The 22,721-nt window shown below is 63.9% G+C and carries 23 protein-coding genes; 14 read left to right on the forward strand and 9 right to left on the reverse strand.

The annotated features are described in order from the left end of the window. Positions 1–110 precede the first annotated feature (110 nt). Genes NKH06_RS07810 through NKH06_RS07835 form a run of 6 tightly spaced genes read left to right on the forward strand, consistent with a single transcriptional unit; the run spans position 111 to position 7,259 of the window. Positions 111–971 carry an FAD binding domain-containing protein gene (locus NKH06_RS07810; RefSeq protein ID WP_128304201.1) on the forward strand — a complete coding sequence of 287 codons (861 nt, stop codon included), beginning with the start codon at positions 111–113 and terminating at the stop codon, positions 969–971. Next, a complete protein-coding gene (locus tag NKH06_RS07815) occupies positions 968–3,802 on the forward strand; it encodes a molybdopterin-dependent oxidoreductase (protein ID WP_352440581.1) in 2,835 nt (944 codons plus the stop codon). The genes NKH06_RS07810 and NKH06_RS07815 overlap by 4 nt, the downstream gene beginning before the upstream one ends. Continuing rightward, the gene (locus NKH06_RS07820) at positions 3,799–5,340 is read left to right on the forward strand and encodes a 6-hydroxynicotinate reductase (protein WP_352440582.1); all 1,542 of its coding nucleotides are present in this window, start codon (positions 3,799–3,801) and stop codon (positions 5,338–5,340) included. Before NKH06_RS07815 ends, NKH06_RS07820 begins: the two co-directional genes overlap by 4 nt. Next, entirely contained in the window at positions 5,340–6,224 is an 885-nt protein-coding gene (locus NKH06_RS07825) for a UPF0280 family protein (protein WP_352672989.1), read from the forward strand. The genes NKH06_RS07820 and NKH06_RS07825 overlap by 1 nt, the downstream gene beginning before the upstream one ends. Beyond that, the gene (locus NKH06_RS07830; protein ID WP_352892657.1) at positions 6,217–6,801 is read left to right on the forward strand and encodes an amino acid synthesis family protein; all 585 of its coding nucleotides are present in this window, start codon (positions 6,217–6,219) and stop codon (positions 6,799–6,801) included. Before NKH06_RS07825 ends, NKH06_RS07830 begins: the two co-directional genes overlap by 8 nt. Next, complete coding sequence (locus NKH06_RS07835; protein ID WP_352775435.1) at positions 6,798–7,259, forward strand: MarR family winged helix-turn-helix transcriptional regulator; 462 nt, start codon at positions 6,798–6,800, stop codon at positions 7,257–7,259. The genes NKH06_RS07830 and NKH06_RS07835 overlap by 4 nt, the downstream gene beginning before the upstream one ends. 40 nt (positions 7,260–7,299) lie before the next feature. Here NKH06_RS07835 and NKH06_RS07840 read toward each other — a convergent pair whose 3' ends face one another. Genes NKH06_RS07840 through NKH06_RS07850 form a run of 3 tightly spaced genes read right to left on the reverse strand, consistent with a single transcriptional unit; the run spans position 7,300 to position 11,161 of the window. Further along, complete coding sequence (locus NKH06_RS07840) at positions 7,300–8,268, reverse strand: substrate-binding domain-containing protein (RefSeq protein WP_352730413.1); 969 nt, start codon at positions 8,266–8,268, stop codon at positions 7,300–7,302. Beyond that, entirely contained in the window at positions 8,265–9,581 is a 1,317-nt protein-coding gene (locus tag NKH06_RS07845) for an ABC transporter permease (RefSeq protein WP_352797161.1), read from the reverse strand. Before NKH06_RS07845 ends, NKH06_RS07840 begins: the two co-directional genes overlap by 4 nt. After that, complete coding sequence (locus tag NKH06_RS07850; RefSeq protein WP_352797164.1) at positions 9,578–11,161, reverse strand: sugar ABC transporter ATP-binding protein; 1,584 nt, start codon at positions 11,159–11,161, stop codon at positions 9,578–9,580. Before NKH06_RS07850 ends, NKH06_RS07845 begins: the two co-directional genes overlap by 4 nt. A gap of 222 nt (positions 11,162–11,383) precedes the next feature. Here NKH06_RS07850 and NKH06_RS07855 point away from each other — a divergent pair, with 222 nt between their 5' ends. After that, positions 11,384–12,403 carry a LacI family DNA-binding transcriptional regulator gene (locus NKH06_RS07855; RefSeq protein ID WP_352673003.1) on the forward strand — a complete coding sequence of 340 codons (1,020 nt, stop codon included), beginning with the start codon at positions 11,384–11,386 and terminating at the stop codon, positions 12,401–12,403. A gap of 33 nt (positions 12,404–12,436) precedes the next feature. Here NKH06_RS07855 and NKH06_RS07860 read toward each other — a convergent pair whose 3' ends face one another. From NKH06_RS07860 to NKH06_RS07870, 3 genes are all read right to left on the reverse strand, one after another. Beyond that, entirely contained in the window at positions 12,437–13,438 is a 1,002-nt protein-coding gene (locus NKH06_RS07860; protein WP_023810748.1) for an LLM class flavin-dependent oxidoreductase, read from the reverse strand. Positions 13,439–13,506: 68 nt separating this feature from the next. Further along, positions 13,507–14,676, reverse strand: coding sequence for an AI-2E family transporter (locus NKH06_RS07865; protein WP_023810749.1), 1,170 nt, complete (start codon positions 14,674–14,676; stop codon positions 13,507–13,509). Between the two features lie 117 nt (positions 14,677–14,793). Then, the gene (locus NKH06_RS07870) at positions 14,794–15,855 is read right to left on the reverse strand and encodes an LLM class flavin-dependent oxidoreductase (RefSeq protein ID WP_352440589.1); all 1,062 of its coding nucleotides are present in this window, start codon (positions 15,853–15,855) and stop codon (positions 14,794–14,796) included. A gap of 301 nt (positions 15,856–16,156) precedes the next feature. Between NKH06_RS07870 and NKH06_RS07875 the strand changes: the two genes are divergently transcribed. After that, a complete protein-coding gene (locus NKH06_RS07875) occupies positions 16,157–16,585 on the forward strand; it encodes a DUF6481 family protein (protein WP_023761392.1) in 429 nt (142 codons plus the stop codon). A 139-nt stretch (positions 16,586–16,724) separates the two neighbouring features. On the opposite strand, the gene sugE is transcribed toward NKH06_RS07875, so the two are convergent. Next, positions 16,725–17,039: a quaternary ammonium compound efflux SMR transporter SugE gene (gene sugE, locus NKH06_RS07880; protein ID WP_013528463.1), complete on the reverse strand. Its 315-nt coding sequence runs from the start codon at positions 17,037–17,039 to the stop codon at positions 16,725–16,727. A 207-nt stretch (positions 17,040–17,246) separates the two neighbouring features. Further along, complete coding sequence (locus tag NKH06_RS07885) at positions 17,247–17,372, reverse strand: hypothetical protein (protein ID WP_013528464.1); 126 nt, start codon at positions 17,370–17,372, stop codon at positions 17,247–17,249. A gap of 211 nt (positions 17,373–17,583) precedes the next feature. On the opposite strand from NKH06_RS07885, the gene NKH06_RS07890 reads away from it, so the two are divergent. The 3 genes from NKH06_RS07890 (at position 17,584) to NKH06_RS07900 (ending at position 19,968) form a co-directional block, all read left to right on the forward strand. After that, positions 17,584–18,393, forward strand: coding sequence for a transglutaminase-like domain-containing protein (locus NKH06_RS07890; protein WP_023810752.1), 810 nt, complete (start codon positions 17,584–17,586; stop codon positions 18,391–18,393). Between the two features lie 142 nt (positions 18,394–18,535). Further along, positions 18,536–19,501 (forward strand): cation diffusion facilitator family transporter, encoded by a 966-nt coding sequence (locus NKH06_RS07895; RefSeq protein ID WP_023810753.1) that lies wholly within the window; start codon positions 18,536–18,538, stop codon positions 19,499–19,501. A gap of 62 nt (positions 19,502–19,563) precedes the next feature. Next, complete coding sequence (locus NKH06_RS07900; protein WP_023810754.1) at positions 19,564–19,968, forward strand: GFA family protein; 405 nt, start codon at positions 19,564–19,566, stop codon at positions 19,966–19,968. Positions 19,969–19,988: 20 nt separating this feature from the next. Here the strand turns inward: NKH06_RS07900 and NKH06_RS07905 are convergent, their stop codons facing one another. Further along, entirely contained in the window at positions 19,989–21,260 is a 1,272-nt protein-coding gene (locus NKH06_RS07905) for a DNA recombination protein RmuC (protein ID WP_128304190.1), read from the reverse strand. Between the two features lie 103 nt (positions 21,261–21,363). Here NKH06_RS07905 and def point away from each other — a divergent pair, with 103 nt between their 5' ends. The 3 genes from def (at position 21,364) to NKH06_RS07920 (ending at position 22,693) form a co-directional block, all read left to right on the forward strand. Continuing rightward, positions 21,364–21,894 (forward strand): peptide deformylase, encoded by a 531-nt coding sequence (gene def / locus NKH06_RS07910; RefSeq protein ID WP_023810756.1) that lies wholly within the window; start codon positions 21,364–21,366, stop codon positions 21,892–21,894. A 116-nt stretch (positions 21,895–22,010) separates the two neighbouring features. Further along, complete coding sequence (locus NKH06_RS07915; protein WP_023810757.1) at positions 22,011–22,271, forward strand: hypothetical protein; 261 nt, start codon at positions 22,011–22,013, stop codon at positions 22,269–22,271. 5 nt (positions 22,272–22,276) lie between these two features. Next, positions 22,277–22,693 carry a type II toxin-antitoxin system VapC family toxin gene (locus NKH06_RS07920; protein ID WP_023810758.1) on the forward strand — a complete coding sequence of 139 codons (417 nt, stop codon included), beginning with the start codon at positions 22,277–22,279 and terminating at the stop codon, positions 22,691–22,693. Positions 22,694–22,721 lie beyond the last annotated feature (28 nt).

Raw genomic sequence — 22,721 nt, forward strand, 5'->3', positions numbered from 1 at the left:
CCGGCTTTGACAAATCCTGCGGGCTTGATATCATTTGCATACGAATGAATTTCTCGGCTTGAACGCCGGAAATACCGGATTCGGAAAGTTCCTTTTCTGGAAGGCAAAGCGTGATCCGTTACGCGAAACCCACCTCGGTCGACGAAGCGCTCGCTTTGCTTGGCGAGGGCGCCTGGCGCATCCTTGCCGGCGGCACCGATTTCTATCCGGCACAGGGCAGCAAACCCTTCCGCGACAATGTTCTCGACATTAACGGCCTGGGTTCGCTGCGCGGCATTGCCGAGACGAGCGACCATTTCGTCATCGGCGCGCGCACGACCTGGACCGACATCGTCCGCCACCCCTTGCCGCCGGCCTTCGATGCCTTGAAACAGGCGGCGCGCGAGGTCGGCTCGGTGCAGATCCAGAACGTCGCCTCGGTCGCCGGCAATGTCTGCAACGCGTCGCCGGCCGCCGACGGTGTGCCTGCCCTGCTCGTCCTCGATGCCGAGGTCGAGCTGCGCTCGGTGGCAGCCACGCGGCACCTGCCGCTGCAGGACTTCATTCTCGGCAACCGCCGAACGGCTCTGCTGCCCGGTGAGATGGTCACGGCCATCCGCGTGCCGAGACCCGCTGCTACGGGCATGTCGGCTTTCGTCAAGCTCGGCGCGCGCCGTTATCTCGTCATTTCCATTGCCATGGTGGCGGCACGTCTGGTCGTCGAAAACGGCCTTGTCCGGCAAGCGGCGGTCGCCGCCGGCTCCTGCTCGGTGGTGGCCAGGCGGCTGGCCGGCGTCGAAGCCGCGTTGTGCGGGCTGCCGGCGGATGGCGGACTTGCCTTTGCGGTCCTGTCCGCGCCGATGAGCGAACTGTCGCCGATCGCCGATGTGCGCGGCAGCGCCGAATACCGGCTCGATGCGGTGCGCGAGATTGTTGCCCGCGCCGTGCTCGCGGCTGTGGGCCGGACGACTGGCGAAGAGGTGGCGGCATGAGCCAAATTCAGCCTGACGCGCGTGAAGCCTTGCCCGATCCGAGCAGTGCCCAGCCAGGCTTCGGCGCTGCGCGCGCCGATATCGTCTTCGAGGTCAACGGCGCCGCCGTCTCGGTCAATGTGCCGCCGCTGCGCCGGCTGTCTCTGGTGCTGCGCGACGAACTGGGGCTGACCGGCACCAAGGTCGGCTGCGATGCCGGCGATTGCGGCGCCTGTACGGTGCTGGTCGACGGCGATCCCGTCTGCGCCTGCCTGATGCCGGCGGCTTCCGCTGCCGGCGCATCGGTGACGACAGTCGAAGGGCTTTCCAACGGCCGGCTGTCGGCGTTGCAGGCCTCTTTCCTCGCCTACGGCGCCGCGCAGTGCGGGATCTGCACGCCCGCCCTGTTGGTTGCGGCGACGGCGTTGCTGGAGAAGAAGGCGAGCCCCACCGAGGTCGAGGTACAGGACGCGCTCGGCGGAATTCTGTGCCGCTGCACCGGCTACCGGAAGATCATTGCCGCAGTGATGGATGCCTCCGTGCAGGCAGTAAGCCTGGATTTCCGCTTGCCTCCATCCGGCCACGCGATCGGCTCCTCGCCGATCCGACTCGACGGCGTGCCGAAGGTCACCGGGGCTGAGAAATTCGGCGGCGATTCCTTCCCCGCCGATGCGCTGGCCGTGCTGGTGGTCCGCTCGCCGCATTATCACGCCAGTTTCGCCTTCGGCGACCTCGACGGCTGGGCGAAACAGCATCCTGGCATCGCCGGGGTCTTCACCGCCGCCGACATTCCGGGAAAAAACTGTTTCGGCGCTATCGGCCCATTCGCCGACCAGCCGGCGCTGGCCGTAGGTTTTACTCGTCTTCGCGGCGAGGCGGTGGCGCTGGTCGCCGGCGAGCGCGAGGCGATCCTCGATCTCGACCTGTCGGATTTTCCTATCCGCTGGAGCGAACTGCCGCATTTTCTGCAACCCACTGAGGCGCAGGCTGAGGGTGCTGCGCTGATCCATGAAAGTCGGCCGGCGAACCTGCTCACCTCCGGCCTGGTCGAACGCGGCGACCCCGAGACGGCGCTTGCCGGCGCTGCGTTCACCGTGTCCGGCGCCATCGACACCTCCTATGTCGAGCACGCCTATATCGAACCGGAAGCCGGCTATGCCTATCTGGACGGCGACACGCTGGTGGTCGTCGCCTGCACCCAGGCGCCTTATATGGACCGCGACGAGACGGCGAAGGTGCTCGGCCTAGCCGTCGACAAGGTGCGCATCGTGCCGACCGCGACCGGCGGCGGTTTCGGCTCCAAACTCGACGTTTCGCTGCAGCCGCTGATCGGCCTTGTGGCGATGAAGACGGGGCGGCCGGCGGCACTCGCCTACACCCGCAACGAATCGATGATGTCGACCACCAAGCGCCATCCGGCCGAGATGAAAGCGACTATCGGCACCGATGCCGATGGCCTCGTCACCGGCATGATCTTTGAGGGCGATTTCAACACCGGCGCCTATGCAAGCTGGGGCCCTACCGTGGCCAACCGCGTGCCGGTGCACGCCTCCGGACCCTACGCGACGCCGAACTACCGCGCCGAAGGCCGCGCCATTCACACGCATGGGCCAATTTCCGGTGCCTTCCGCGGCTTCGGCGTCCCGCAAGCGACGATCATGCAGGAGACGCTCTATGACGAGCTGGCCGGCAAGCTCGGCATGGACCGGCTCGACTTCCGCTTAAGGAACTGCCTCCGGAACGGCTCCGAAACGGTTACCGGGCAGCGCCTGGAGTCCGGCGTCGGCATTGCCGAATGCCTCGAATCGCTGCAGCCGCATTGGGTGCGCGCGACGGCTGATGCGGATGCATTCAACCGTGCCAACAGGGATAGAAAGCGCGGCGTTGGCGTCGCGTCCTGCTGGTATGGCTGCGGCAACACCTCGCTGCCCAACCCGTCGACAATCCGGGTCGGCATCGCGGCTGACGGCACGGTCATCCTGCACCAGGGCGCCGTCGATATCGGCCAGGGATCCAACACGGTCATCGCCCAGATATGCGCCGACGCGCTCGGCCTGCCGCTTGAGAAATTCAAGTTGAAGAGCGCCGATACAGCCATCACCCCCGACGCCGGCAAGACCTCGGCCTCGCGCCAGACCTTCGTCACCGGCAAGGCGGCCGAAAAGGCCGGCCGCGCCTTGCGTGAAAAGATCCTGCGCTTTGCCAATGTTTCCGAAAACGCAGCCCTGCAACTCGACGGCCCGGCGATCGTCATCCGCGAAGGCGAAGCTGTCCGCCGCATGGACCTCGCCTCGCTCGACGTGGACGCCGAAGGCTTCGTCTTCCGCGCCGAGGAGACCTACGATCCGCCGACGCTGCCCCTCGACGCCAAGGGCCAGGGCAAACCATACGCCGTTTACGGCTATGGCGCGCAGATCGCCGAACTGGAGGTCGACCTCAAGCTCGGCACGGTGAAGCTGCTGAAAATCACCGCCGCGCACGATGTCGGCAAGGCGATCAACCCGCTGCTGGCCGAGGGCCAGATCGAAGGCGGTATCGCGCAAGGCATCGGCATGGCGCTGATGGAAGAGTACATCCCCGGCCGCACCGAGAATCTGCACGACTATCTCATCCCGACCATTGGCGACGTGCCGCCGATCGAGACCATTCTCATTGAAGTTCCGGACCCGGAAGGACCCTTCGGTGCCAAGGGTTTGGGCGAGCATGTGCTGATCCCGACGGCACCGGCAATCCTCAATGCCATCCGCCACGCCACCGGCGTCCTGGTCACCAAGATACCGGCGACGCCGACGCGTATCCGCGCTGGCATCCGCGAAAAAGATGGCATCCGCGAAAAGGAGGCACGCCGATGAGCGAGCTTGCCGAACGCTTCGAAACCCATGATCCCGGCGAGAAGCTGGTGGCGGAGAAGATCCGCTGCGATGCCTGTCCGGTGATGTGCTACATCGCGGATGGGCGCACGGGCGCCTGCGACCGCTACGGCAATGTCGGCGGCAGGATCGTGCGGATGGACCCGCTGACGATCCTCGACCATGCGGCCGAGACCGGCGCGGCAATCGTGCCGTTCATTGCCGAAGGCGAGGCCTGGGACGGCGAACTGGTCAACACCGGCCGCCGCTTCGTCACGGCAATCGGCGCCGGCACCACCTATCCCGACTACAAGCCGGCCCCGTTCATCGTCAGCCAGGAAGTCGAAGGCGTCGATCTCGTGACCGTGGTCACCGAAGGCATTTTTTCGTATTGCGGCGTCAAGGTGAAGATCGACACCGACCGTCATATCGGACCCGAAACGGCTGTCGTGCGATCGCAAGGCGAAGCGATCGGCCATGTCACGACGGGAGAATATGGCTCGCAGATGCTGTCGCTGGGCGGTGTGCATCACCTGACCGGCGGCTCCAAGGCCGAGGGCCGCGCCACCTGCGACGCTCTGCTCAATCTGTGCAACCGCAAGCCGGTGGAACTGGCCATCGACGGCGGCGCCACCATAACAGTCGAAGCCGGCAAGGCGCCTGTCATCGACGGCAAGCAGGAACACCGCATGCGCGTCGGCTGCGGCTCGGCGACCATCGGCATGTTCGCCACGCAATGGCGCGGCCTGGTCGACGAGGTGGTGGTGGTCGACGACCACATCACCGGCGTCGTTTCCGAGCACCAGGCTGGCAAGGTTCTGGGCTGGCAGGATACGGGCATCAAGATCATTGGTCGCCGTTCGACGCCGGGCCGCTATTTCAAGGTCTCCGAACCCGGTCTCGGCTGGGGCGGCACCAGCATTTCCGACCCACTGTCGATCCTCGGCGAGTGGAACGCCAAGAAAGGCGCGCGGCCGGGTCTGTCGCTGCTGATGGTGTCGACCACCGGCGAGCAGTTCGCCTATTACGAGCTCGATGACGAGCTGAAACCGGTGCAAAAACCTTTCCCCGAACGGCTGCAAAAGTCGGTCGGCCTGATCGAGGACAATTGCGAGCCGGCTTTGTGCACGGTGCTGTTCATCGGCGGTGCCGGCGGTTCGCTGCGGGCCGGCGTCACCGAAAACCCGGTCAATCTCACCCGCTCGGTTCAGGGCCTGAAGACCTATGTGACGGTCGGCGGCGCGCCGGTCTATGTTTGGCCGGGCGGCGGCATCACGCTGATGGTCGATGTCACACGAGTGCCGGAAGGCGCCTTCGGCTATGTGCCGACGCCGGCGCTGGTGGCCCCGATCGAGTTCACGCTGCGCCGCGACGACTATGTCAGGCTCGGCGGCTACGAGGCCGAGATACGCAGCGTCGAGGACATTGTCGCAAAAGGCGGTGAGTACCTGAATCCGCGCCGCGGCACCGGCGCCGAAGCCAACAATCCATGGCCGCCACTCGCGCAGCTACGTCGTGCCGGCCCGAACGGGGCCGGGTGATGCAAGGTCCGCAAGCCCATTGGCTGCAGGACGGCAGGCGGCTGCATCTCAACCACGGGCCGATCGACCTGATCGTCGAGGTTTTTGGTGAGGCGGATGAATGCCGCCGAGCCTATGAACAAGCCGTAGCGCGGTTCCAGACGATCCTGATGGAGCTGGTCGAGGAACTCCCCGAATTGCGGCTGCCGGCGTTTTTCCTGGCGCCGCGCACATTCGCCGGCCCGACGGCGCGCCGCATGGAGGCAGCCGTCATGCCCCTGGCGGAATGCTTCATAACACCGATGGCCGCCGTCGCGGGATCGGTAGCCGACGAAATGCTCGCCGCATTGCTTGAGGGTCGCAAGCTCGATCGCGCCTATGTCAACAACGGTGGCGACTGCGCAATCCATATCGGCAGGGGACAGTCGATGGGATTGGCGGTCGCCGGCACCGGCAACGGCATGGCCGACCGGATCACGATCCGCGCGGAAGATGGCGTTCGTGGCGTTGCCACCAGCGGCTGGCGCGGCCGCTCCTTCTCGCTTGGCATTGCCGACGCCGTCACCGTGCTCGCGCGGACCGGCGCCGAGGCCGATGCGGCGGCGACCCTCATTGCCAACGCAGTGGACCTGCCTGGCAATCCCGCCATCAGACGCATTTCCGCACATGAACTGTCGCCCGACAGCGATCTTGGCTCGCTGCTGGTGACCCAACACGTCGGCACGCTTGCACCTGGCGAAGTGGCGCAGGCGCTGGACAATGGCCTTGCCGTCGCCGAAGATTTTCGCCGGCGCGGCCTCATTGCCGGATCGGCGTTGTTTCTTGGCGGTGAGGCCCGCATCAGTGGCTCGGTTGCGCTTGCCGCGCCCAACAAAAGTTCGAGGGAGGAGGTTGCCCATGCCTGAGTTTCCGATCCGCAAGATCGCGGTGCTGACCGAAGAGATTTTTCACGAGGGCGGGCCGGTGGCCAGGGTGCCGCGCCGCCGCGCCGCCGCCATGGCGCTCGTGAAAAACCCGTTCGCCGGGCGCTATGTCGAGGAGCTGCAGAGCGCCATGGACGATCTCAAGCCGCTCGGCCTGCTGCTCGTCGACCGGCTGATCGCGGCGCTCGGCGGCGACGTCAAGCAGATCGACGGCTACGGCAAAGGCGCCATTGTCGGCGCGGCGGGCGAGTTGGAGCACGGTGCGCTGTGGCATGTGCCCGGCGGCTACGCCATGCGCGAGCGGCTCGGCGACGCCAAGGCGATCGTGCCGTCGGCCAAGAAGGTCGGCGCTTTCGGTTCGAAGCTCGACGTGCCGCTCGGCCACATCAACGCAGCCTATGTGCGCAGCCATTTCGACGCCATGGAAGTCGGCATGTCCGATGGTCCGCGCCCCGACGAGATCCTGTTCTGCCTCGCCATGACCTGTGGCCCCCGCATCCACGATCGCATGGGTGGTCTCGCGGCCGATGACATCAAAGCCTGGGATGGCTTGCGGTGAGCGGCGAGGACAATCTGCTCAAGCTGGTCGAGGTCGAGACCCCGGACGACCAGGATTACCTCCTGCAGGAGCAGGTCGGCTTCATCCTGCGCAAGGCGCATCAGCGCCATGTCGCGATCTTTGCCGCGCATATCGGCGACCTGACGCCGCCGCAATTTGCAGCACTTGCCAAGCTGCGGGACGTCGGCGAGACCTCGCAGAACCAGCTCGGCACGCTGATCGCCATGGATGCGGCGACGGTCAAGGGCGTCATCGACCGGCTGAAGGCGCGCGGCCTGGTCGAGCTTTCCAGGCACGAGGTCGACAAAAGACGGCTTCTGGTCAATCTGACCGCGGCAGGCCGCCATGCGATCGAGCGCCTGATCCCGCTGGCGCGCGAGATCACCCAGGAGACGCTGGCGCCGCTCTCCGCCAAGGAGATCGCCACCTTCATGAAGCTGCTGGTGAAGCTGGCTTAGACCGCCGGGCGCCAAAAAGGCACCCGGCAGGAAGCTTGGCTCAGAGGCCGTTGTCCTTCAGCACTTGGGCGGCGTTTTCCTTGGTGATCTTCTCGGTCGGCAGAGTGATGGTCTTTTCGACCTTCTCGCCGTTGAGGAACTTGATCGCCTGGCGCAGGCCTTCGGCACCGGGAGTGACATAGGTGAAGGTGGCTGTCAGCTCGCCCTTGTTGACCATCTGCACGCCTTCGTTGGGCAGGCCGTCGATGCCGATGAACTTGATGTCCTTTTCGCGGCCGACATCCTTGGCGGCGAGATAGGCACCATAGGCCATCGGATCGTTGTGGCCGTAAACGAGATCGATCTTCTCGTTGCTCTTCAGCGCGTTGGCCATCAGATTATAGGCTTGGTCCTGCTTCCAGTCGCCCGACTGCTGGTCGAGCAGATATTTGATGCCCGGCTCCTTGTCGGTGAATTCGTGGAAGCCGTCGTGGCGGTCATGCGCCGGCTGGGTGCCCATGCCGCCCCAGATCTCGACGACGTTGCCTGAAGCCTTGCCCTTGCCGCCAAGCAGTTCGACGGCATATTCGCCGGCCGCGCGACCGATCAGCGCGTTGTCGCCGCCGACGAACTGCGTGTAGTCCTTGGTGTCGACATTGCGGTCGAGCACGAAGACCGGGATCTTGGCGTCGATCGCCTGCTGCACGACGCCGGTCAGGCCGGCAGATTCCTTCGGTGACACCAACAGCGCATCGACCTCCTGGCGGATCAGGTTCTCGACATCGGCGACCTGCTTTTCGGTCTTGTCCTCGCCGTCGGTGATGATCAGTTCGACCTCGGGATGCTTGGCGGCTTCGGCCAGGATGTCCTTGTTGAACTGCGCGCGCCAGGGCTCGATGGTCGTCACCTGCGAGAAGCCGATCTTCCACTTTTTGTCCTGGGCGAAGGCATTGCCGGTGGTCAGAAGCGCGGTGGTGGTCAGCAGCGCCGCGGTCAGGGCGGCAAGCTTCAGCATGTCACGTCGTTTCATTTTTTGTTTCCTCCGAGATTGAGAGACGGTGTCTCTTGCGACGGCCGCTTTGCCGCGGCCGTTTCCTTGTGCGCCGATTGCCCGCCGGGCAGGCGCAGATAGGCCAGGAGATCACCGGCATTGCGCTCCTGCACGAGCACGGTGCCGATGATGATCATCCCCTTCAGCACCAGCTGAAGGTTCGAATTGATGTTGTGGAGCTGCAGGATGTTGGAGAGCAGGCCGAAGATCAGCACGCCGCAGAAAGTGCCGACGAGGCTGCCGCGCCCGCCCATCAGACTGGTGCCGCCGATGACCACGGCGGCGATGGCATCGAGCTCCAGCCCGGCGCCGGCATCCGGCTTGCCTTGCCGGTACTGTGCGACATAGAGCACGGCGGCGATGCCGGCGAGCAGCCCGGAGACAGCATAGGTAGCGATCTTGACGCGGCCGGCGGCGATGCCGGAGAGGCGCGCCGCCTCCTCGTTGCCGCCGATGGCGTAGACATAGCGGCCGAACGGCGTGAAGCGCAGCACCGCGCCATAGATCAGGATGGCGCCGAGGAAGAACAGGCCCGGCATCGGGATGATGCCGAACACCAGCGAGCGCAGGATCTCGAAATCGGCGGTCGCGTTGGAGCCGGTATAGACCGGCAGCACGGCATTGTTCTGGCCGGCGGTCAGCCGGGCGATGCCGAGCGCCGTCACCATCATCGCCAAGGTGACGATGAAGGGCTGCAGGCGCCCGGCAACGATGATGAAGCCGTTGAGCGCGCCGAACAGCAGGCCGACGCATGGCGCCACCAGCAGCACGCCGAACACGCCGAATTTCGGCTCGATCTGCGGCAGCAGAAACCACAGCGACAGGCAGCACAGGACCACGCCGACGACGGCGGGCGTGACCACCCCACGAATCCCGTCCAGCCTGATCTCGCGGAGGAGATCGGCGCCGGCGCGGGACTTTGCCAGGTTCTGGAAAATGAAGCGGGTGACGACGAAACCGAGGCAAAGCGCCACCAAAGCGACGGTCGGCACGCCCAGCACGACGCCTGGTGTCACGCCTGGAACCGTCAGCAGCATGGCGCAGACCACCGAGCAGATAGCCATCAGCGAGCCGACGGAGAGATCGATGCCGCCGGTGATGATCACAGCCGTCATGCCGGTGGCGATCAGGCCGGTGGTCGACACCTGGCGCAGCACATCGAGCAGATTGCCGTAGGAGAGGAAGATGTTGTTGCCCTTCGAGCTCATCGGCGAGCCGAGCACGCCGATCAGGAAGATGGCGATCAGGCCCCAATAGAGCTTGGTTCGGGACAGGAGTTTCAGGGCAGTCATGCGGCTGGTCTCGATATGGTCCGACGCGGGGCGGCGAGGCGCATGATGGCCTCCTCACTGGCCGCGTCGCGGGAAAGAATGCCTGTCTGGCGGCCATCGGCCATCACCAGGATGCGGTCGGAGAGGTGCAGCAGCTCCGGCAGTTCGGAGCTGATGACGGCGATGGCGAGGCCGTCGCGCGCCAGCCTGAAGATCAGGTCGTAGATCTCGCGCTTGGCGCCGACATCGATGCCGCGCGTCGGCTCGTCGAGCAGCAGCACCCTTGGCCTGGTTGCCAGCCACTTGCCGATGACGACCTTCTGCTGGTTGCCGCCCGACAACGTACCGGCGGGCTGATCGATGTCCCGGCAGCGGATGCCGAGGGCCTCGACCGCCTGCCGCGCCAGCCCCTGCTCGCCGGCCAGCGAGCGGATGCCGAAGCGGGCCAGCGAGCCGACCAGCGGCAGCGCGACATTGTCCGCGATCGAAGCCTGCAGATGCAACCCTTGCGTCTTGCGATCCTCGGTCACCAGCGCGATGCCCAGCCGCCTTGCATCGCGCGGCGAACGGATATCCATGCGCTGGCCGTCGATACGGATTTCGCCGCCGGTGCGGCCATCGCTCGAACCGAAGATCGCTTCCAGGATCTCGGTGCGGCCCGAACCCAGCAGCCCGCCAATGCCAAGGATTTCTCCAGCGGCAAGATCGAAGCCGACGCCGTCGATCACCGTGCGCCAGCCATGCGCATCGGGCTTCGACAGCGACAGGTTTTCGACCGAAAGCACGGTCATGCCAGTGGTGTTGCGCTCTTCCTGGGAGGAAGCAAGCAGGTTGCGGCCGACCATCGCCGAAATGATCGCATCTTCGTCGAGCCTGGCCATCGGCTCGGTCAGCACATGGCGTCCGTCGCGAAACACGGTGACGCGGCCGGCCAGATGCATGACCTCGTCGATGCGGTGCGAGATGTAGACGATGGCGACACCGCTGTCGACAAGCTGGCGGATGATGCGGAACAGCCGCTGGCATTCGGCCGGCGACAGCGCCGAGGTCGGCTCGTCCATGATCAGGATGCGTGCCGACATAGACAGTGCCTTGGCGATCTCGACCAGTTGCTGCTCGCCGACACGCAGGGCGCCGACGCGGGCTTGCGGATCGAGTTCGATGCCGAGCCGCTGCAACAATGTGCCCGCCGCGCGGCTGCTCGCCTTGCGGTCGACGATCAGGCCCGCGATCAGCTTCTCGCGGCCGAGGAAGATGTTGTCGGCGACGCTGAGTTCGGGCACCAGGTTGAGCTCCTGATGAATGATGGCGATGCCGGCATCCTCGGCGTCGCGCACGCCGCCGAAGCTGACCGGGCGGCCATCGACGCTGACCGTGCCGTCATAGCCGGTATAGACGCCGGAGAGGATCTTCATCAGCGTCGACTTGCCGGCGCCGTTCTCGCCCATCAAGGCATGAACCTCGCCGCGACGCAGCTCAAAGCCGACATCGACAAGCGCGGCGATGCCGCCGAAGCTCTTGGAAATGCGCTCGGCACTCAGAACGGTGTCCGACCGATCAGCCGCACCGTGCTCCGGGGACAGGGAATTGCTCTCTTGCATGACAATGGCGGCCTCCCTTCCGTCGTCGTCAATTTCCCGCAAACGCTAATCTAAACGTTTCGATCAAGTCAAGCCGATATAAGGTGCCGGACGTTTGATGCAATTTCGATTCTTGCTTAAAAGGACAGGATTCCGTACGTGTTGGCCAGCAAGGGGTGGCGAAACGTTTCGAAAATGACAGCGTCAGGGCAAAAAAGACACCGCAAATCCACCGCGCCCACCATGCTTCATGTGGCTGAAGCGGCGCGTGTTTCTGTCGCCACCGTTTCGGCGCTGATCAATGGCACGGCGACGGTCAGCCCGGAGCTTAGCCAGCGCATCGAGCAGGCGATCCGCGATATCGGCTACAAGCGCAACGCGATCGCCCGCAGCCTGAAGATGGGCACGACCCGCACCATCGGACTGACCGTGCCGCACATCACCAACCCGTTCTTCACCGATGTCGTCTCGGTCATCCAGCAGGCCTTCGACCGGGCCGGCTATGCCGTCATGCTGTGCTGCACGGACGAGGATTTGAACACCCAGGACGACCAGATCAGGCTGCTGCTCGACCGCATGGTCGACGGGCTGATCGTGGCGCGCGTCGGCGACGGCGCGATCCTCAAGCGGATCGTCGACGACGCCAACGTGCCGGTCGTGCTGCTCGATCGTATCTGCAAAGGCGTCGACACCGATGCCGTGGTGCTGGACAACCAGCGCGCGGTGTTCGACGCCATCACCTATCTGATCAATCTCGGCCACCGGCGCATCGGTTACATCACCGGCACCTCGGACATCTCGCCGATGCATGACCGCATGGCAGGATATCGCGAGGCGCTTCACGCCGCCGGCCTGCCGATCGCCGAAGAACTGATCCGCTTCGGCAATTTCCATGAGATCGACGGCTATACCGAAACCATGCAGATGCTTTCCTCGCATGATCGGCCAAGTGCTATCTTCTCGGCCAACAACCCGATGGTGATCGGCACCATGAAGGCGATCCGCGACATCGGCCTGTCCTGCCCGGAAGACATTTCGGTCGCCTGCTTCGACGACTTTCCATGGTCCGACGTGTTCCAGCCGCAGTTGACCACGGTGGCCCAGCCGGTGCAGGCGATCGGAGAACAGGCGGCCAATCTGCTTCTCGACCGTCTCGCCGGCAACAGGGACGCGCCGCCGCGCAAGCTTTTGCTCAAGGGTAGGCTGATGATCCGCAATTCATGCCGCCCGCTCGGGGCGATGGCGCAGAGCGTAAGCGCGTAGTCTTTCGCCAGCGTATATTCGTACCAGGAGTTGTCAGGCCGCCTGCGACAGGGATTTGTGCGCCTCGGCCAGGATCTCGAACGATCGCACCCGCGCCGCATGATCAAAAATCTGCGCGGTGACCATCAGTTCGTCGGCGCCGGTGCGGCGCACGAAGGCATCGATGCCTTGCCGCACCGTTTCCGGGGAGCCTACGACGGCGCAGGACAATGCCTGGCCGAGCATTGTCTTTGCCATGGGATCGAGATCGCGGTCATAGTTCTCGACAGGTGGCGGCAGCCGGCCGGCCCGACCGGTGCGCAGATTGACGAAAGCCTGTTGCAGCGAGGTGAACAACAAACGGGCCTCCGCATCGGTGGGCGCGGCGAAGACATTGAGGCCAAGCATGACATGCGGCTTGTCGAGCTGCTCGGACGGCTGGAAGCGCGAGCGGTAGACATCCAGCGCGTGATCCAGCTCCGCCGGCGCGAAATGCGAAGCGAAGGCGTAGGGCAGGCCGAGCATGGCGGCGAGCTGCGCGCCGTAGAGGCTGGAGCCAAGAATCCAGACCGGCACGTCCTGGCCTTCGCCGGGCACGGCGCGGATACGCTGGCCTTCCTCAGCCGGCTGGAAATAGCCCATCAGCTCGACGACATCCTGAGGGAAATTGTCGACCCCGGCCTCGAGATTGCGGCGCAAGGCACGGGCGGTGCCCATGTCGGTGCCGGGCGCCCGGCCGATGCCGAGATCGATGCGGCCCGGATGCAAGGCGGCCAGCGTGCCGAACTGCTCGGCAATCACAAGCGGCGAATGGTTGGGCAGCATGATACCGCCGGCGCCGACGCGAATGGTCTTGGTGCCGCCGGCGACATGGGCAATGACGACGGCTGTGGCCGCGCTGGCGATACCCGGCATGTTGTGATGCTCGGCCAGCCAGAAACGCTTGTAGCCCAGGCGCTCGGCATGGCGGGCAAGATCGAGCGAGTTGGCCAGCGACTGCGAGGCATCGCTGCCTTCGACGATCGGCGACAGGTCGAGAACGGAAAGAGCGGTCATGGGTGGGATCCTGTGTCAGGACCGCATGTAGGAAGCATCCGGCGGCGCCGCAAATTCAAAAATATTGATCAGCCTTTGACAGCTTCGGGGTCGGCGATGTCGTCCTCCTCGACGACAACCGCGTGCTGCGCGGAGAGAAAATTGCCGACATGGCTAAGCCCGTCGAAATGATCGCAGAATACCTTGATGACGACCAGCAGAGGCACCGCCATCAGGGCGCCGACGAAGCCCCACAGCCATGACCAGAAGGCGATGGCGATCAAGATCGCCACGGCGTTGATCTCCAGGCGCCGGCCGACCACCATCGGCGTCACGAACTGGCCTTCGACGATGTCGCACAAGATCACGAAGGCCGGCGCCAGAAGCGCGTAGAAGATGGTATCGAAGCTGATCAACGCCATGACCGTGACAAGCGCAATGGTGATCAGCGCTCCGACATAGGGCAAGAAGTTGAGCAACGCCGCGGCGGCTCCCCAGACCAGCGGATTGGGCATGCCAAGCGCCCACAGACCGAGAGCGATGACTGTGCCAAGGCCGGCATTGATGATGGTGACGGTGAGCAGATAGTGCGAGATTTCGCGCTCGACGTCATAGACGACGCGCAGCGCCCGTTTCTTTTCGCTGAGGCGGGCGAAGGACTGGATGATCTTTTCATAAAACATCGTGCCGGAGGCGAGCAGGAACAGCGACAGCACGAAGATGATGGTCAGGCCTGTTCCCGCCGACAGGATGTTGCTGGCGGCCGCCGACAGGATGCCGGACTGCGCCACCGCCACCCTCTGAATGCCCGGCTCCTGCGAAGTCTGGGTCAGCTGTTCGATCTGATGCGAAATCTGCATGATCTTCTCGAGCGGGCGGCGCAATTGTGCCAGCCGTTCGGCAAGTTGCTGGCCTATCGAAGAGGTGTTGTTGATGAGGTCGATGATCGGTCCGCTGAGCAGGTAGCCTACGCTGGCAAAGATGCAGATCGACACCAGCACCAGAAGGGTCGCCGAAATCACTTCGGAGATGCCGTGCCTGCGCAGGAGCCTAACGATCGGCGTCAGCGTCAGCGCCAGCAGGAAAGCCAGAATGACCGGCATGAAGAAAGCGCGAGCGAAGTAGAGTGCATAGATGGCCATGAACAGGAAAATGCCGACGAGCAGCGAACGCATCAGATGCGTGTCGGCGCGGGCCGCAACGCGCGAATCCGATTCGTCGGCGACGGCGTGAGCCAAGGCAGCGGGTTCGGTTTTCATGCTCACCCTCGAGCCGGCGCCCTCGGCGATCGGCTATTGCCTGCATGAACGCAGAGTTATGGGCGCAGGTTCCATGAGCCGGCTTCCGGAATGAGGCCGCTCGCACCGGACTCCGGGTCAGGCGACCGGCGCTGCCGGTGCCGGCTCAGCCTTGGCTGTTTCCTTGCGTACGATTGGCGCCACCCTGGTGCCGTAGAGTTCGATCGCCTTCATGATCTTGGCATGCGGCATGGTGCCGATCGCCATCTGCAGCAGGAAGCGGTCGTTTTTGAAGATCTTGTGCTGGGCGACGATCTTCTCAGCCACTTGCTCGGGGCCGCCGACGAACAAGGCCCCGTTCGGGCCGCGCGACTGGTCGAAATGCGCTTGGGATGTCGGACCCCAGCCGCGCTCGCGGCCGATGCGGTTCATCACCTCCGCCTGCGGGCCGTAAAAATCGTCGGCCGCCTGCTCGGTCGTCTCGGCGATGAAGCCGTGCACGTTGATGCTGGTGGCGAGGCCCGCCAGATCACTACCGGCGCGCTTGGCGGCTTCGCGGTAGAGATCGAACAGCGGCGCGAAACGCGCCGGCTCGCCGCCAATGATGGCGAGCGCCAGCGGCAGGCCGAGCGCGCCAGCGCGGGCGGCAGACTGCGGCGTGCCGCCAATGGCGATCCAGACCGGCAGCCTGTCCTGGAAGGGCCGGGGATAAACGCCGCGATCGTTGATCGGCGCGCGCAGATTGCCCGACCAGGTGACCTTCACGCTGTCGCGGATGGCAAGCAGCAGATCGAGCTTTTCGGCGAACAGCTCGTCATAATCCTCGAGGTTGTAACCGAACAGCGGGAAGGATTCGATGAACGAGCCGCGCCCGGCCATGATCTCGGCGCGGCCGCCCGACAGAAGATCGAGCGTGGCGAATTGCTGGAAAACGCGCACCGGGTCGTCGGAGGACAGAACGGTGACCGCGCTGGTCAGCTTGATGCGCTTCGAACGCTCGGCCGCCGCGGCCAAGGCCACGACCGGTGCGGAGGCGGCATAGTCGGGCCGGTGATGCTCGCCGAGGCCGAAGACGTCGAGGCCGACCTGGTCGGCCAGTTCGACCTCCTCGATCAGGTTGCGCAGCCGCTCATGCGGGCCGATTGCGCCGGGGCCCGGCTGCGGGCTGACGTCGGCGAAGGTGTAGAGACCGAGTTCCATCTAATGTCATCCTGATGTTGGAATTTGCCGCTAGACGTAGCCATCCGCCAACCTCGCTGCCAGAGGGGCGACGGTGAACAGTGCATGTCGTTTTCGACTCTATCTCTTCGTCGCAATTCCCAAGGGAAAGCGCTGCGCGCTTTTCCCGGGAAAACCGCTTCACACTTCTCCTGGAATTGCTCCAAAGGCGTCTCCCGGCTGCAACAGCCGCCAATTTCATGGCTGCCATGCCGTTTTGGCGCTTGAACTCTCGGTTTTCGCGCGTATGTAAGCGTCGCGAATTGACTTCAGGGAAGTGGACTTGGCTATCTACAGGGAAAAAGACGTTTTCGAGCGGCGCAACGCCGCAAACGAGGCAAAGAAGGCGCTCCTTGAGCGCTTCAAGGCAAAGCCGGCGGCGGATGATCCCGCAGTGCTGGCGCGGCAGGCTGAACGCAAGGCTATCCTTGCGGCTCGCGAAATCCGCGAGGCCGAAAAGGCCCGGCTGAAGCAGGAGAAGCTGGCACGCGAAGCGGTCGAGAAGGCCGAGCGCGAGGCAGCAGCCGAAGCGGCACGTATCGCCGCCGAGGAAGCTGCACAGGCTGAGGCCAAGATTCGGGAATCCGAAGAGAACGAGCGCATCGCCCGTTTTCTGGCCGATGAAGCCGAGCGCAAGGCCAAGCGTGACGCGCGTTATGCGGCACGCAAGCAGCGCACCGGCAGGACGCCGCCGGGCTTCTCGGCCCGCTAGCCTCCAGGCTACGAAGCAATCGGCTTCGAGAATCAGGGTCGCCTCGCAGCGGCCCTGATTGTGTTTGTCCCATGCATGTCGCCCGAAAGCGGTTCCGGTTTTGGGAGGACGACATGCATAAAACAAGAAGCGCTATTGGTCAGGCGGCGAACTTCAATCCCATGATGCCGCAGACAATGAGCGCGATGCAGGCCAGCCTGATCGCGGTGGCCGGCTCGCCAAGCAGCCAGATGCCGAGCAATGCCGTACCGACGGTGCCGATGCCGGTCCACACCGCATAGGCGGTGCCGACCGGCAGCGCCTTCAGCGCCAGGCCGAGCAGAGTGAGGCTGACGACCATCGAGGCAACGGTCAGCACGGTCGGCACCAGCTTCGAGAAGCCATCTGTGTATTTGAGGCCGATTGCCCAGCCGATCTCGAACAGGCCGGCAAAAAAGAGAAGAATCCAAGACATCGATAACGCTCCACCAGAGCATCGGACCGAAAAGTGATTTTCGGAGTCCGACGATCAATCAAACAATGGCGGGTCGTCCCGTCCGGATTTTGGGGAAGCGCGAGGTCGTCCCCGCCACGCCAATATAGGAATTTCGAGCGCTCGATCAACAACGACCGGCAACAGCGCTGCCGGTCGCAATCCCATTTCGAAGCAAATCGGCCGGACTTACTTGTCCTTGAGCTTCATCGCCTTCACCGGCGGCGCCTTCAGGGCCGGAGCCGGGGCGGGCTTCTTGGCGTCCTTCTTCGGCTTGCGGGCTTCCTTGCCTGCCTTCATCGCACCTTTAGCCATGATTCGTTCCTCCTGATGTGGGAAGCGAAGTGAAACAAGAGAACCGCCGGACTGCAAGGGGTTAGCGACTGCTGCCGCCGTCAGCGGCTCGCTTTCAACCGGTTTCTAATTTGCTCGTAAACCATGGCGGTCCATGCCATGGTTGTCTTCGCACTGCAGCATCAACCCGTGCCTCCGCCCGGTGATCGTCAGGCAGGCCGTCAGGACGACAATGCGAATTCACATCGGCTGCGAGATGAGCTTCGACTTTCCGCAGGAAACGCCGCTCATCGCAATGCTGAATGTCCACTATTCGCGTGCCTCCGATCTCGAGCGGCCGGATTTCCTGATCTCCAACCCGCCGGTGCCGATCGAAAGCTATCGCGACAGTTTCGGCAACTGGTGCAACCGGTTCGTTGCGCCGCCCGGGCGTTTCACCTTCGGCACCGACGCGGTGATCCGCGATCCCGGCACTTTCGAGATGGGCGACCTGATGGCCTGGCAGCACGAGGTGCGCGATCTGCCGGCGGACACGCTGCTGTTTCTGCTGCCCAGCCGTTTTTGCGAAAGCGACCTTCTGGCTGATGAAGCGTGGCGGCTGTTCGGCAACACGCCGCTGGGCATTCCGCGCGTGCAGGCGGTCTGCGACTTCGTCCACAATCACATCGTCTTCAACTACGGCAATGCTCGGCCGACACGCACCGCCGCGGAAGCCTATCGCGAACAGAGCGGCGTGTGCCGCGACTATGCGCATCTCGCGGTCACCTTCTGCCGGGCACTCAACATCCCGACGCGCTATTGCACCGGCTACATCAGCGACATCGGTATGCCGAAACCATGGGCGAGCATGGATTTCTGCGCCTGGATGGAAGTCTATCTCGGCGGCCGCTGGCATGTCTTCGACCCGCGCAACAATGCACCGCGCATCGGCCGCATCCTGATCGCCTCCGGCCGCGACGCCGCCGACGTTCCGTTGACCCATATATTCGGGCCGGGAACGCTTGCCGGCTTCAAGGTGTGGACCAGCGAGATCATCGAGTAGTCGTTCTGCCTACCAGTCTCTAACGACAAACCTCTTTAACGACCGCCGTTTTTGAACGAGCAGCGGTTCACACGTTGTGGTGGCTGTGGAGCTTCTTCCATCTGACCATTAGACTGGGTGTGCATCGAATGGGGACAGCACCATGGCCGGGCACGGCGGCTCAAAAAAGGTGATCTACGCGGCGCTCGCCGGCAATTTCGCCATCGCGCTGACCAAGTTCGCCGCCGCCGCCTTTACCGGCAGTTCGGCGATGCTGTCGGAGGGCGTGCATTCGCTGGTCGATACCGGCAATGGCGGCCTGCTGCTCTACGGCATGCACCGTGCCGCCCGCCCGGCCGACCGGACGCATCCCCTCGGTCACGGCCGGGAACTCTACTTCTGGAGCTTCATCGTCGCGCTCCTCGTCTTCGCGCTGGGCGCCGGCGTGTCGTTCTACGAAGGCGTGATCCATATGATGGCGCCGGAGCCGGTCGCCAACGCCGAGGTGACCTACATCGTGCTCGGCCTTTCCTTCCTGTTCGAAGGCAGTTCGTGGTGGGTGGCGCTGAAAGAGTTCCGCCAGCAGAAGGGCAAGCAGGGCTGGCTGCGGGCGGTGCAGTCGAGCAAGGACCCGAGCGTCTACACCGTGCTGTTCGAGGACAGCGCAGCACTTCTCGGCCTGATCGTCGCGTTCGCCGGCATCCTGGCGGCGGAAGTTCTGGAGATGCCGGAACTCGACGGCGCCGCCTCCATCGGCATTGGGCTGATCCTGGGCGCGACGGCAATCTTCCTGGCCCGCGAAAGCAAGGGCCTGCTGATCGGCGAGCCGGCCTCGCTCGAGGTGCAGATGAAGGTGCTGGCGATCGCCCAGCAGGATCCGGCGGTGCAGCGGGCGAACGGCGTCCTGACCGTCCATATGGGGCCGGCAGAGATCGTCGCCGGCCTGAGCATCGAGTTCGAGGACCATTTGACGGCGCCCGAGATCGAAGCTTGCGTCGAGCGCCTGGAGGCGCAGCTGAAGAAGGAGATGCCGGAGATCACACGGCTGTTCGTCAAGCCGCAGACGTCAGGCACCTGGGAGCAGCGGCGCAGGCTGATCGAGAACGCATCCGATCCGGCTCTGGACTAGCGCTGCGCCATTGCCTCACGATCTTCCCCCGCTAGGATTAAAGGGACTTTGGAGGAGCGAAGATGAAAATCGACGGCGGCTGCCATTGTGGCGCCATCACCTACGAGGCGGAGGTCGACCCGGAGAACACCGGAATCTGCCACTGCACCGATTGCCAACAACTGACCGGAACGGCTTTTCGCGTGACCGTGGGCGCGCCGGAAGGCCACTACCGGATCACCAAGGGTGCGCCAAAGGTCTATATCAAGACAGGATCGAGCGGCGACAAGCGCGCGCAGGGCTTTTGCGGCGAGTGCGGCTCGCATCTCTACGCGACATCGGTTGGCGACGGGCCGAAGGTTTATGGCATCCGGGTCGGCACGGCGCGGCAACGTGAACAGCTGGTCCCGAGACGGCAAAGCTGGCACCGCTCGGCGCTGCCCTGGTTGCCGGAATTCCCAGGTATGACGACCAAGGAAGAGCAGTAGGGCGGATCCGGCGCTGCTGCTCAGTCGTCGCCTTCGACGACCCTCAGCCTGAGCTGCCCGGTTTTCGAATCGGCAACGCGCGCGCCAGTATCGACTTTCGCGGCGGGAGCCCGTGACGCTGCGTCCGCGGCGGCATCGCCGTCGGGCTGCGCGCCGAACTCCAGCGCTTCGATCTTCTGGCCGCGCTTGGTGACCTTCGACGTCGAAACCAGGATGTCGTCGATGTCCTTGGCCGACTGGCCGAAATGGACCTGCAGCTTGCGCACCCGCTCATCGACACGCGCGACATCCTCCATCAGCCGAATGACCTCGCCCTGGATCAGATGCGCCTGTTCGCGCATGCGGGCATCCTTGAGGATCGCCTGGATGACCTGGATCGACAGCATCAGCAGCGACGGCGAGACGATGACGATTCGGGCACGGTGCGCCTTATGGACGATCGCCTCGAAATTCTCGTGGATCTCGGCGAACACCGATTCCGACGGCACGAACATGAAGGCCGTGTCCTGCGTCTCGCCCTGGATCAGGTATTTTTCCGAGATATCGCGGACATGGATCTCGATGTCGCGGCGGAAGGCCTGCGAGGCGGCCTTCTGCAGGTCGGCGCCGTCGGCGGCGCGGATGGCATTCCAGGCCTCGAGCGGAAACTTGGCGTCGATGGCCAGCGACGGCGCGCCGTTCGGCATCTTCACCAGGCAGTCGGGACGGCTGCCGTTCGACAGCGTCGCCTGGAATTCATAGGCGCCATGCGGCAGGCCGTCGGCAACGATCGCCTCCATGCGCGACTGGCCGAAAGCACCGCGCGTCTGCTTGTTGGAGAGGATCGCCTGCAGCTGCACGACCTGGCCGGCGAGCGATTGGATGTTGCCCTGCGCGACATCGATGATAGCCAGCCGCTCCTGCAACTTGGCCAGGCTCTCATGCGTGGATTTCGTCTGCTCGGTCATGGTCTGGCCGAGCCGGCCGGTCATGGCGTCCAGGCGCTGGCCGATCGATTGCGTCAGCTCCGCCTGCCGTGCGCCGAACACTTCCGCAATGGCGCCCATGCGACCCTGCATTTCGGCCTGGCTTTGCAGAATTCCGGCCATCCGCGCCTCGGCATCGCGGGCATGATCGGCGGCTTCCGCAGCCGCCACGGCGCGCGCCTTCGCCGACCGCCACAGCGCAACGACCAGCGCCACGAACAGGGCCAGAAACAGCAAAGCGCCGAAGGCCAGCGCATGGCCGAGCGTGATGGTTGTGGCGCCAAGCCGGGCGACAGGCTCCGAAAGGATGGTGCTCAAATCATTCATGTGGACAGCATAGACGATTCGCCGCGATAGCACAGATCAAAACGTGAACGAGCCTCATGCCAACCGGTTGACGCTTTTCGCTGGAGGTCTTACGTGGAACGCCATGCCGATCAAGCCGCTCATCATCCTTCCCGACCCCATCCTGCGCCAGGTTTCCCAACCGGTGGAGCGTGTCGACGCGCCCCTGCGCAAATTAGCCGACGACATGCTGGCGACCATGTATGACGCACCGGGCATCGGTCTGGCGGCAATCCAGATCGGCGAGCCGCTGCGCTTGCTGGTGATCGATCTCGCCAAGGAAGACGAGACGCCGGCGCCGCATGTCTTCATCAATCCGGAAATCCTGGAGAGCGCCGATGCGCGCTCCGTCTACGAGGAAGGCTGCCTGTCGATCCCGGATTATTACGCCGAGGTCGAACGCCCGGCCGCCGTACGGGTCAAGTATCTCGACCGCGACGGCAAGCTGCAGGAGATGGAGGCCGAGGGCCTGATGGCCACCTGCCTGCAGCATGAGATCGACCACCTCAATGGCGTCCTGTTCATCGACCACATCTCGAAGCTGAAGCGCGACATGGTGGTGAAGAAATTCAAGAAGCTCGCCAAGGACAAAGCGCCGGGCAAGCTGGTGGGATAGGGCATGCTCTGTCGGAGCACGGCCCCTCCGATCAGCCTCGGCGGTTCAGCTTCACGAACCTTCGATTGAAAATACCGACTTGCTGTGATATCAGTGATATCACGTAGGAGGTGTCTATGGGTGACATGCTGATCCGTGGGATCAATCCGGAATTGAAACGGCGTCTCGAGGAAAGTGCGCGGCTGAACAGGCGCAGCCTTTCGGAGGAAGCGGTCGTCTTGATACAGAAGGGTTTTGCAACACAATTTGCTGGCGCCGAAAAAGTCGGCGATCGCCTCTATTCGCTCGTCGGCGATGATCGTTTCACAAGCGACGAGATTCAGGAAATAGCGAGGTCGCGAAGTGAGGCCGATCGTGGGCCGCCTGATTTCCGTTGACCGAAATGATTATACTGGACACCAACGTCATATCGGACGTGCTATCGCGGCAACGGAGCAAAAACGTTCTCAACTGGTTGAATGGCCAAGAGCCTGCGACCCTTTTCCTCTCCACCATTGTTTTTGCAGAGCTCTATTTCGGAGCCTACCTCGTTCAGGAGGCGATCCGGCGGGATGGTCTTCTCCAAAGCATTTCGAGGATCCGGGGCGAATTTTCGGGTCGGATCCTGGTTTTTGGGGATCTGCCCGCAGAACACTATGGCCGCATTGCCGCGGCAAGACGACTCGCTGGCAGACCTGTCGAAACCAAGGACGCGATGATAGCTGCGATCTGCCAGGTGCACGACGCCACGCTTGCCACCCGCAACGTTCGAGACTTCGACGGACTTGACCTGAAGCTGGTAAACCCGTTTGAAGCCTGAGCTGACTTCCCGGCGCAGGTAGAGAGAA

Source organism: Mesorhizobium sp. M1342 (genome assembly GCF_040317955.1).
Classification (GTDB): Bacteria; Pseudomonadota; Alphaproteobacteria; order Rhizobiales; family Rhizobiaceae; genus Mesorhizobium.

What these genes read in the sequence shown, in the direction of transcription:
- NKH06_RS07815 (WP_352440581.1), top strand. Translation starts at nt 968, where the DNA reads ATGAGCCAAATTCAGCCTGACGCGCGTGAAGCCTTGCCCGATCCGAGC.
- NKH06_RS07820 (WP_352440582.1), top strand. Translation starts at nt 3,799, where the DNA reads ATGAGCGAGCTTGCCGAACGCTTCGAAACCCATGATCCCGGCGAGAAG.
- NKH06_RS07825 (WP_352672989.1), top strand. Translation starts at nt 5,340, where the DNA reads ATGCAAGGTCCGCAAGCCCATTGGCTGCAGGACGGCAGGCGGCTGCAT.
- NKH06_RS07830 (WP_352892657.1), top strand. Translation starts at nt 6,217, where the DNA reads ATGCCTGAGTTTCCGATCCGCAAGATCGCGGTGCTGACCGAAGAGATT.
- NKH06_RS07840 (WP_352730413.1), bottom strand. Translation starts at nt 8,268, where the DNA reads ATGAAACGACGTGACATGCTGAAGCTTGCCGCCCTGACCGCGGCGCTG.
- NKH06_RS07845 (WP_352797161.1), bottom strand. Translation starts at nt 9,581, where the DNA reads ATGACTGCCCTGAAACTCCTGTCCCGAACCAAGCTCTATTGGGGCCTG.
- NKH06_RS07850 (WP_352797164.1), bottom strand. Translation starts at nt 11,161, where the DNA reads ATGCAAGAGAGCAATTCCCTGTCCCCGGAGCACGGTGCGGCTGATCGG.
- NKH06_RS07855 (WP_352673003.1), top strand. Translation starts at nt 11,384, where the DNA reads ATGCTTCATGTGGCTGAAGCGGCGCGTGTTTCTGTCGCCACCGTTTCG.
- NKH06_RS07860 (WP_023810748.1), bottom strand. Translation starts at nt 13,438, where the DNA reads ATGACCGCTCTTTCCGTTCTCGACCTGTCGCCGATCGTCGAAGGCAGC.
- NKH06_RS07865 (WP_023810749.1), bottom strand. Translation starts at nt 14,676, where the DNA reads ATGAAAACCGAACCCGCTGCCTTGGCTCACGCCGTCGCCGACGAATCG.
- NKH06_RS07870 (WP_352440589.1), bottom strand. Translation starts at nt 15,855, where the DNA reads ATGGAACTCGGTCTCTACACCTTCGCCGACGTCAGCCCGCAGCCGGGC.
- sugE (WP_013528463.1), bottom strand. Translation starts at nt 17,039, where the DNA reads ATGTCTTGGATTCTTCTCTTTTTTGCCGGCCTGTTCGAGATCGGCTGG.
- NKH06_RS07885 (WP_013528464.1), bottom strand. Translation starts at nt 17,372, where the DNA reads ATGGCTAAAGGTGCGATGAAGGCAGGCAAGGAAGCCCGCAAGCCGAAG.
- NKH06_RS07890 (WP_023810752.1), top strand. Translation starts at nt 17,584, where the DNA reads ATGCGAATTCACATCGGCTGCGAGATGAGCTTCGACTTTCCGCAGGAA.
- NKH06_RS07895 (WP_023810753.1), top strand. Translation starts at nt 18,536, where the DNA reads ATGGCCGGGCACGGCGGCTCAAAAAAGGTGATCTACGCGGCGCTCGCC.
- NKH06_RS07900 (WP_023810754.1), top strand. Translation starts at nt 19,564, where the DNA reads ATGAAAATCGACGGCGGCTGCCATTGTGGCGCCATCACCTACGAGGCG.
- NKH06_RS07905 (WP_128304190.1), bottom strand. Translation starts at nt 21,260, where the DNA reads ATGAATGATTTGAGCACCATCCTTTCGGAGCCTGTCGCCCGGCTTGGC.
- def (WP_023810756.1), top strand. Translation starts at nt 21,364, where the DNA reads ATGCCGATCAAGCCGCTCATCATCCTTCCCGACCCCATCCTGCGCCAG.
- NKH06_RS07915 (WP_023810757.1), top strand. Translation starts at nt 22,011, where the DNA reads ATGGGTGACATGCTGATCCGTGGGATCAATCCGGAATTGAAACGGCGT.
- NKH06_RS07920 (WP_023810758.1), top strand. Translation starts at nt 22,277, where the DNA reads ATGATTATACTGGACACCAACGTCATATCGGACGTGCTATCGCGGCAA.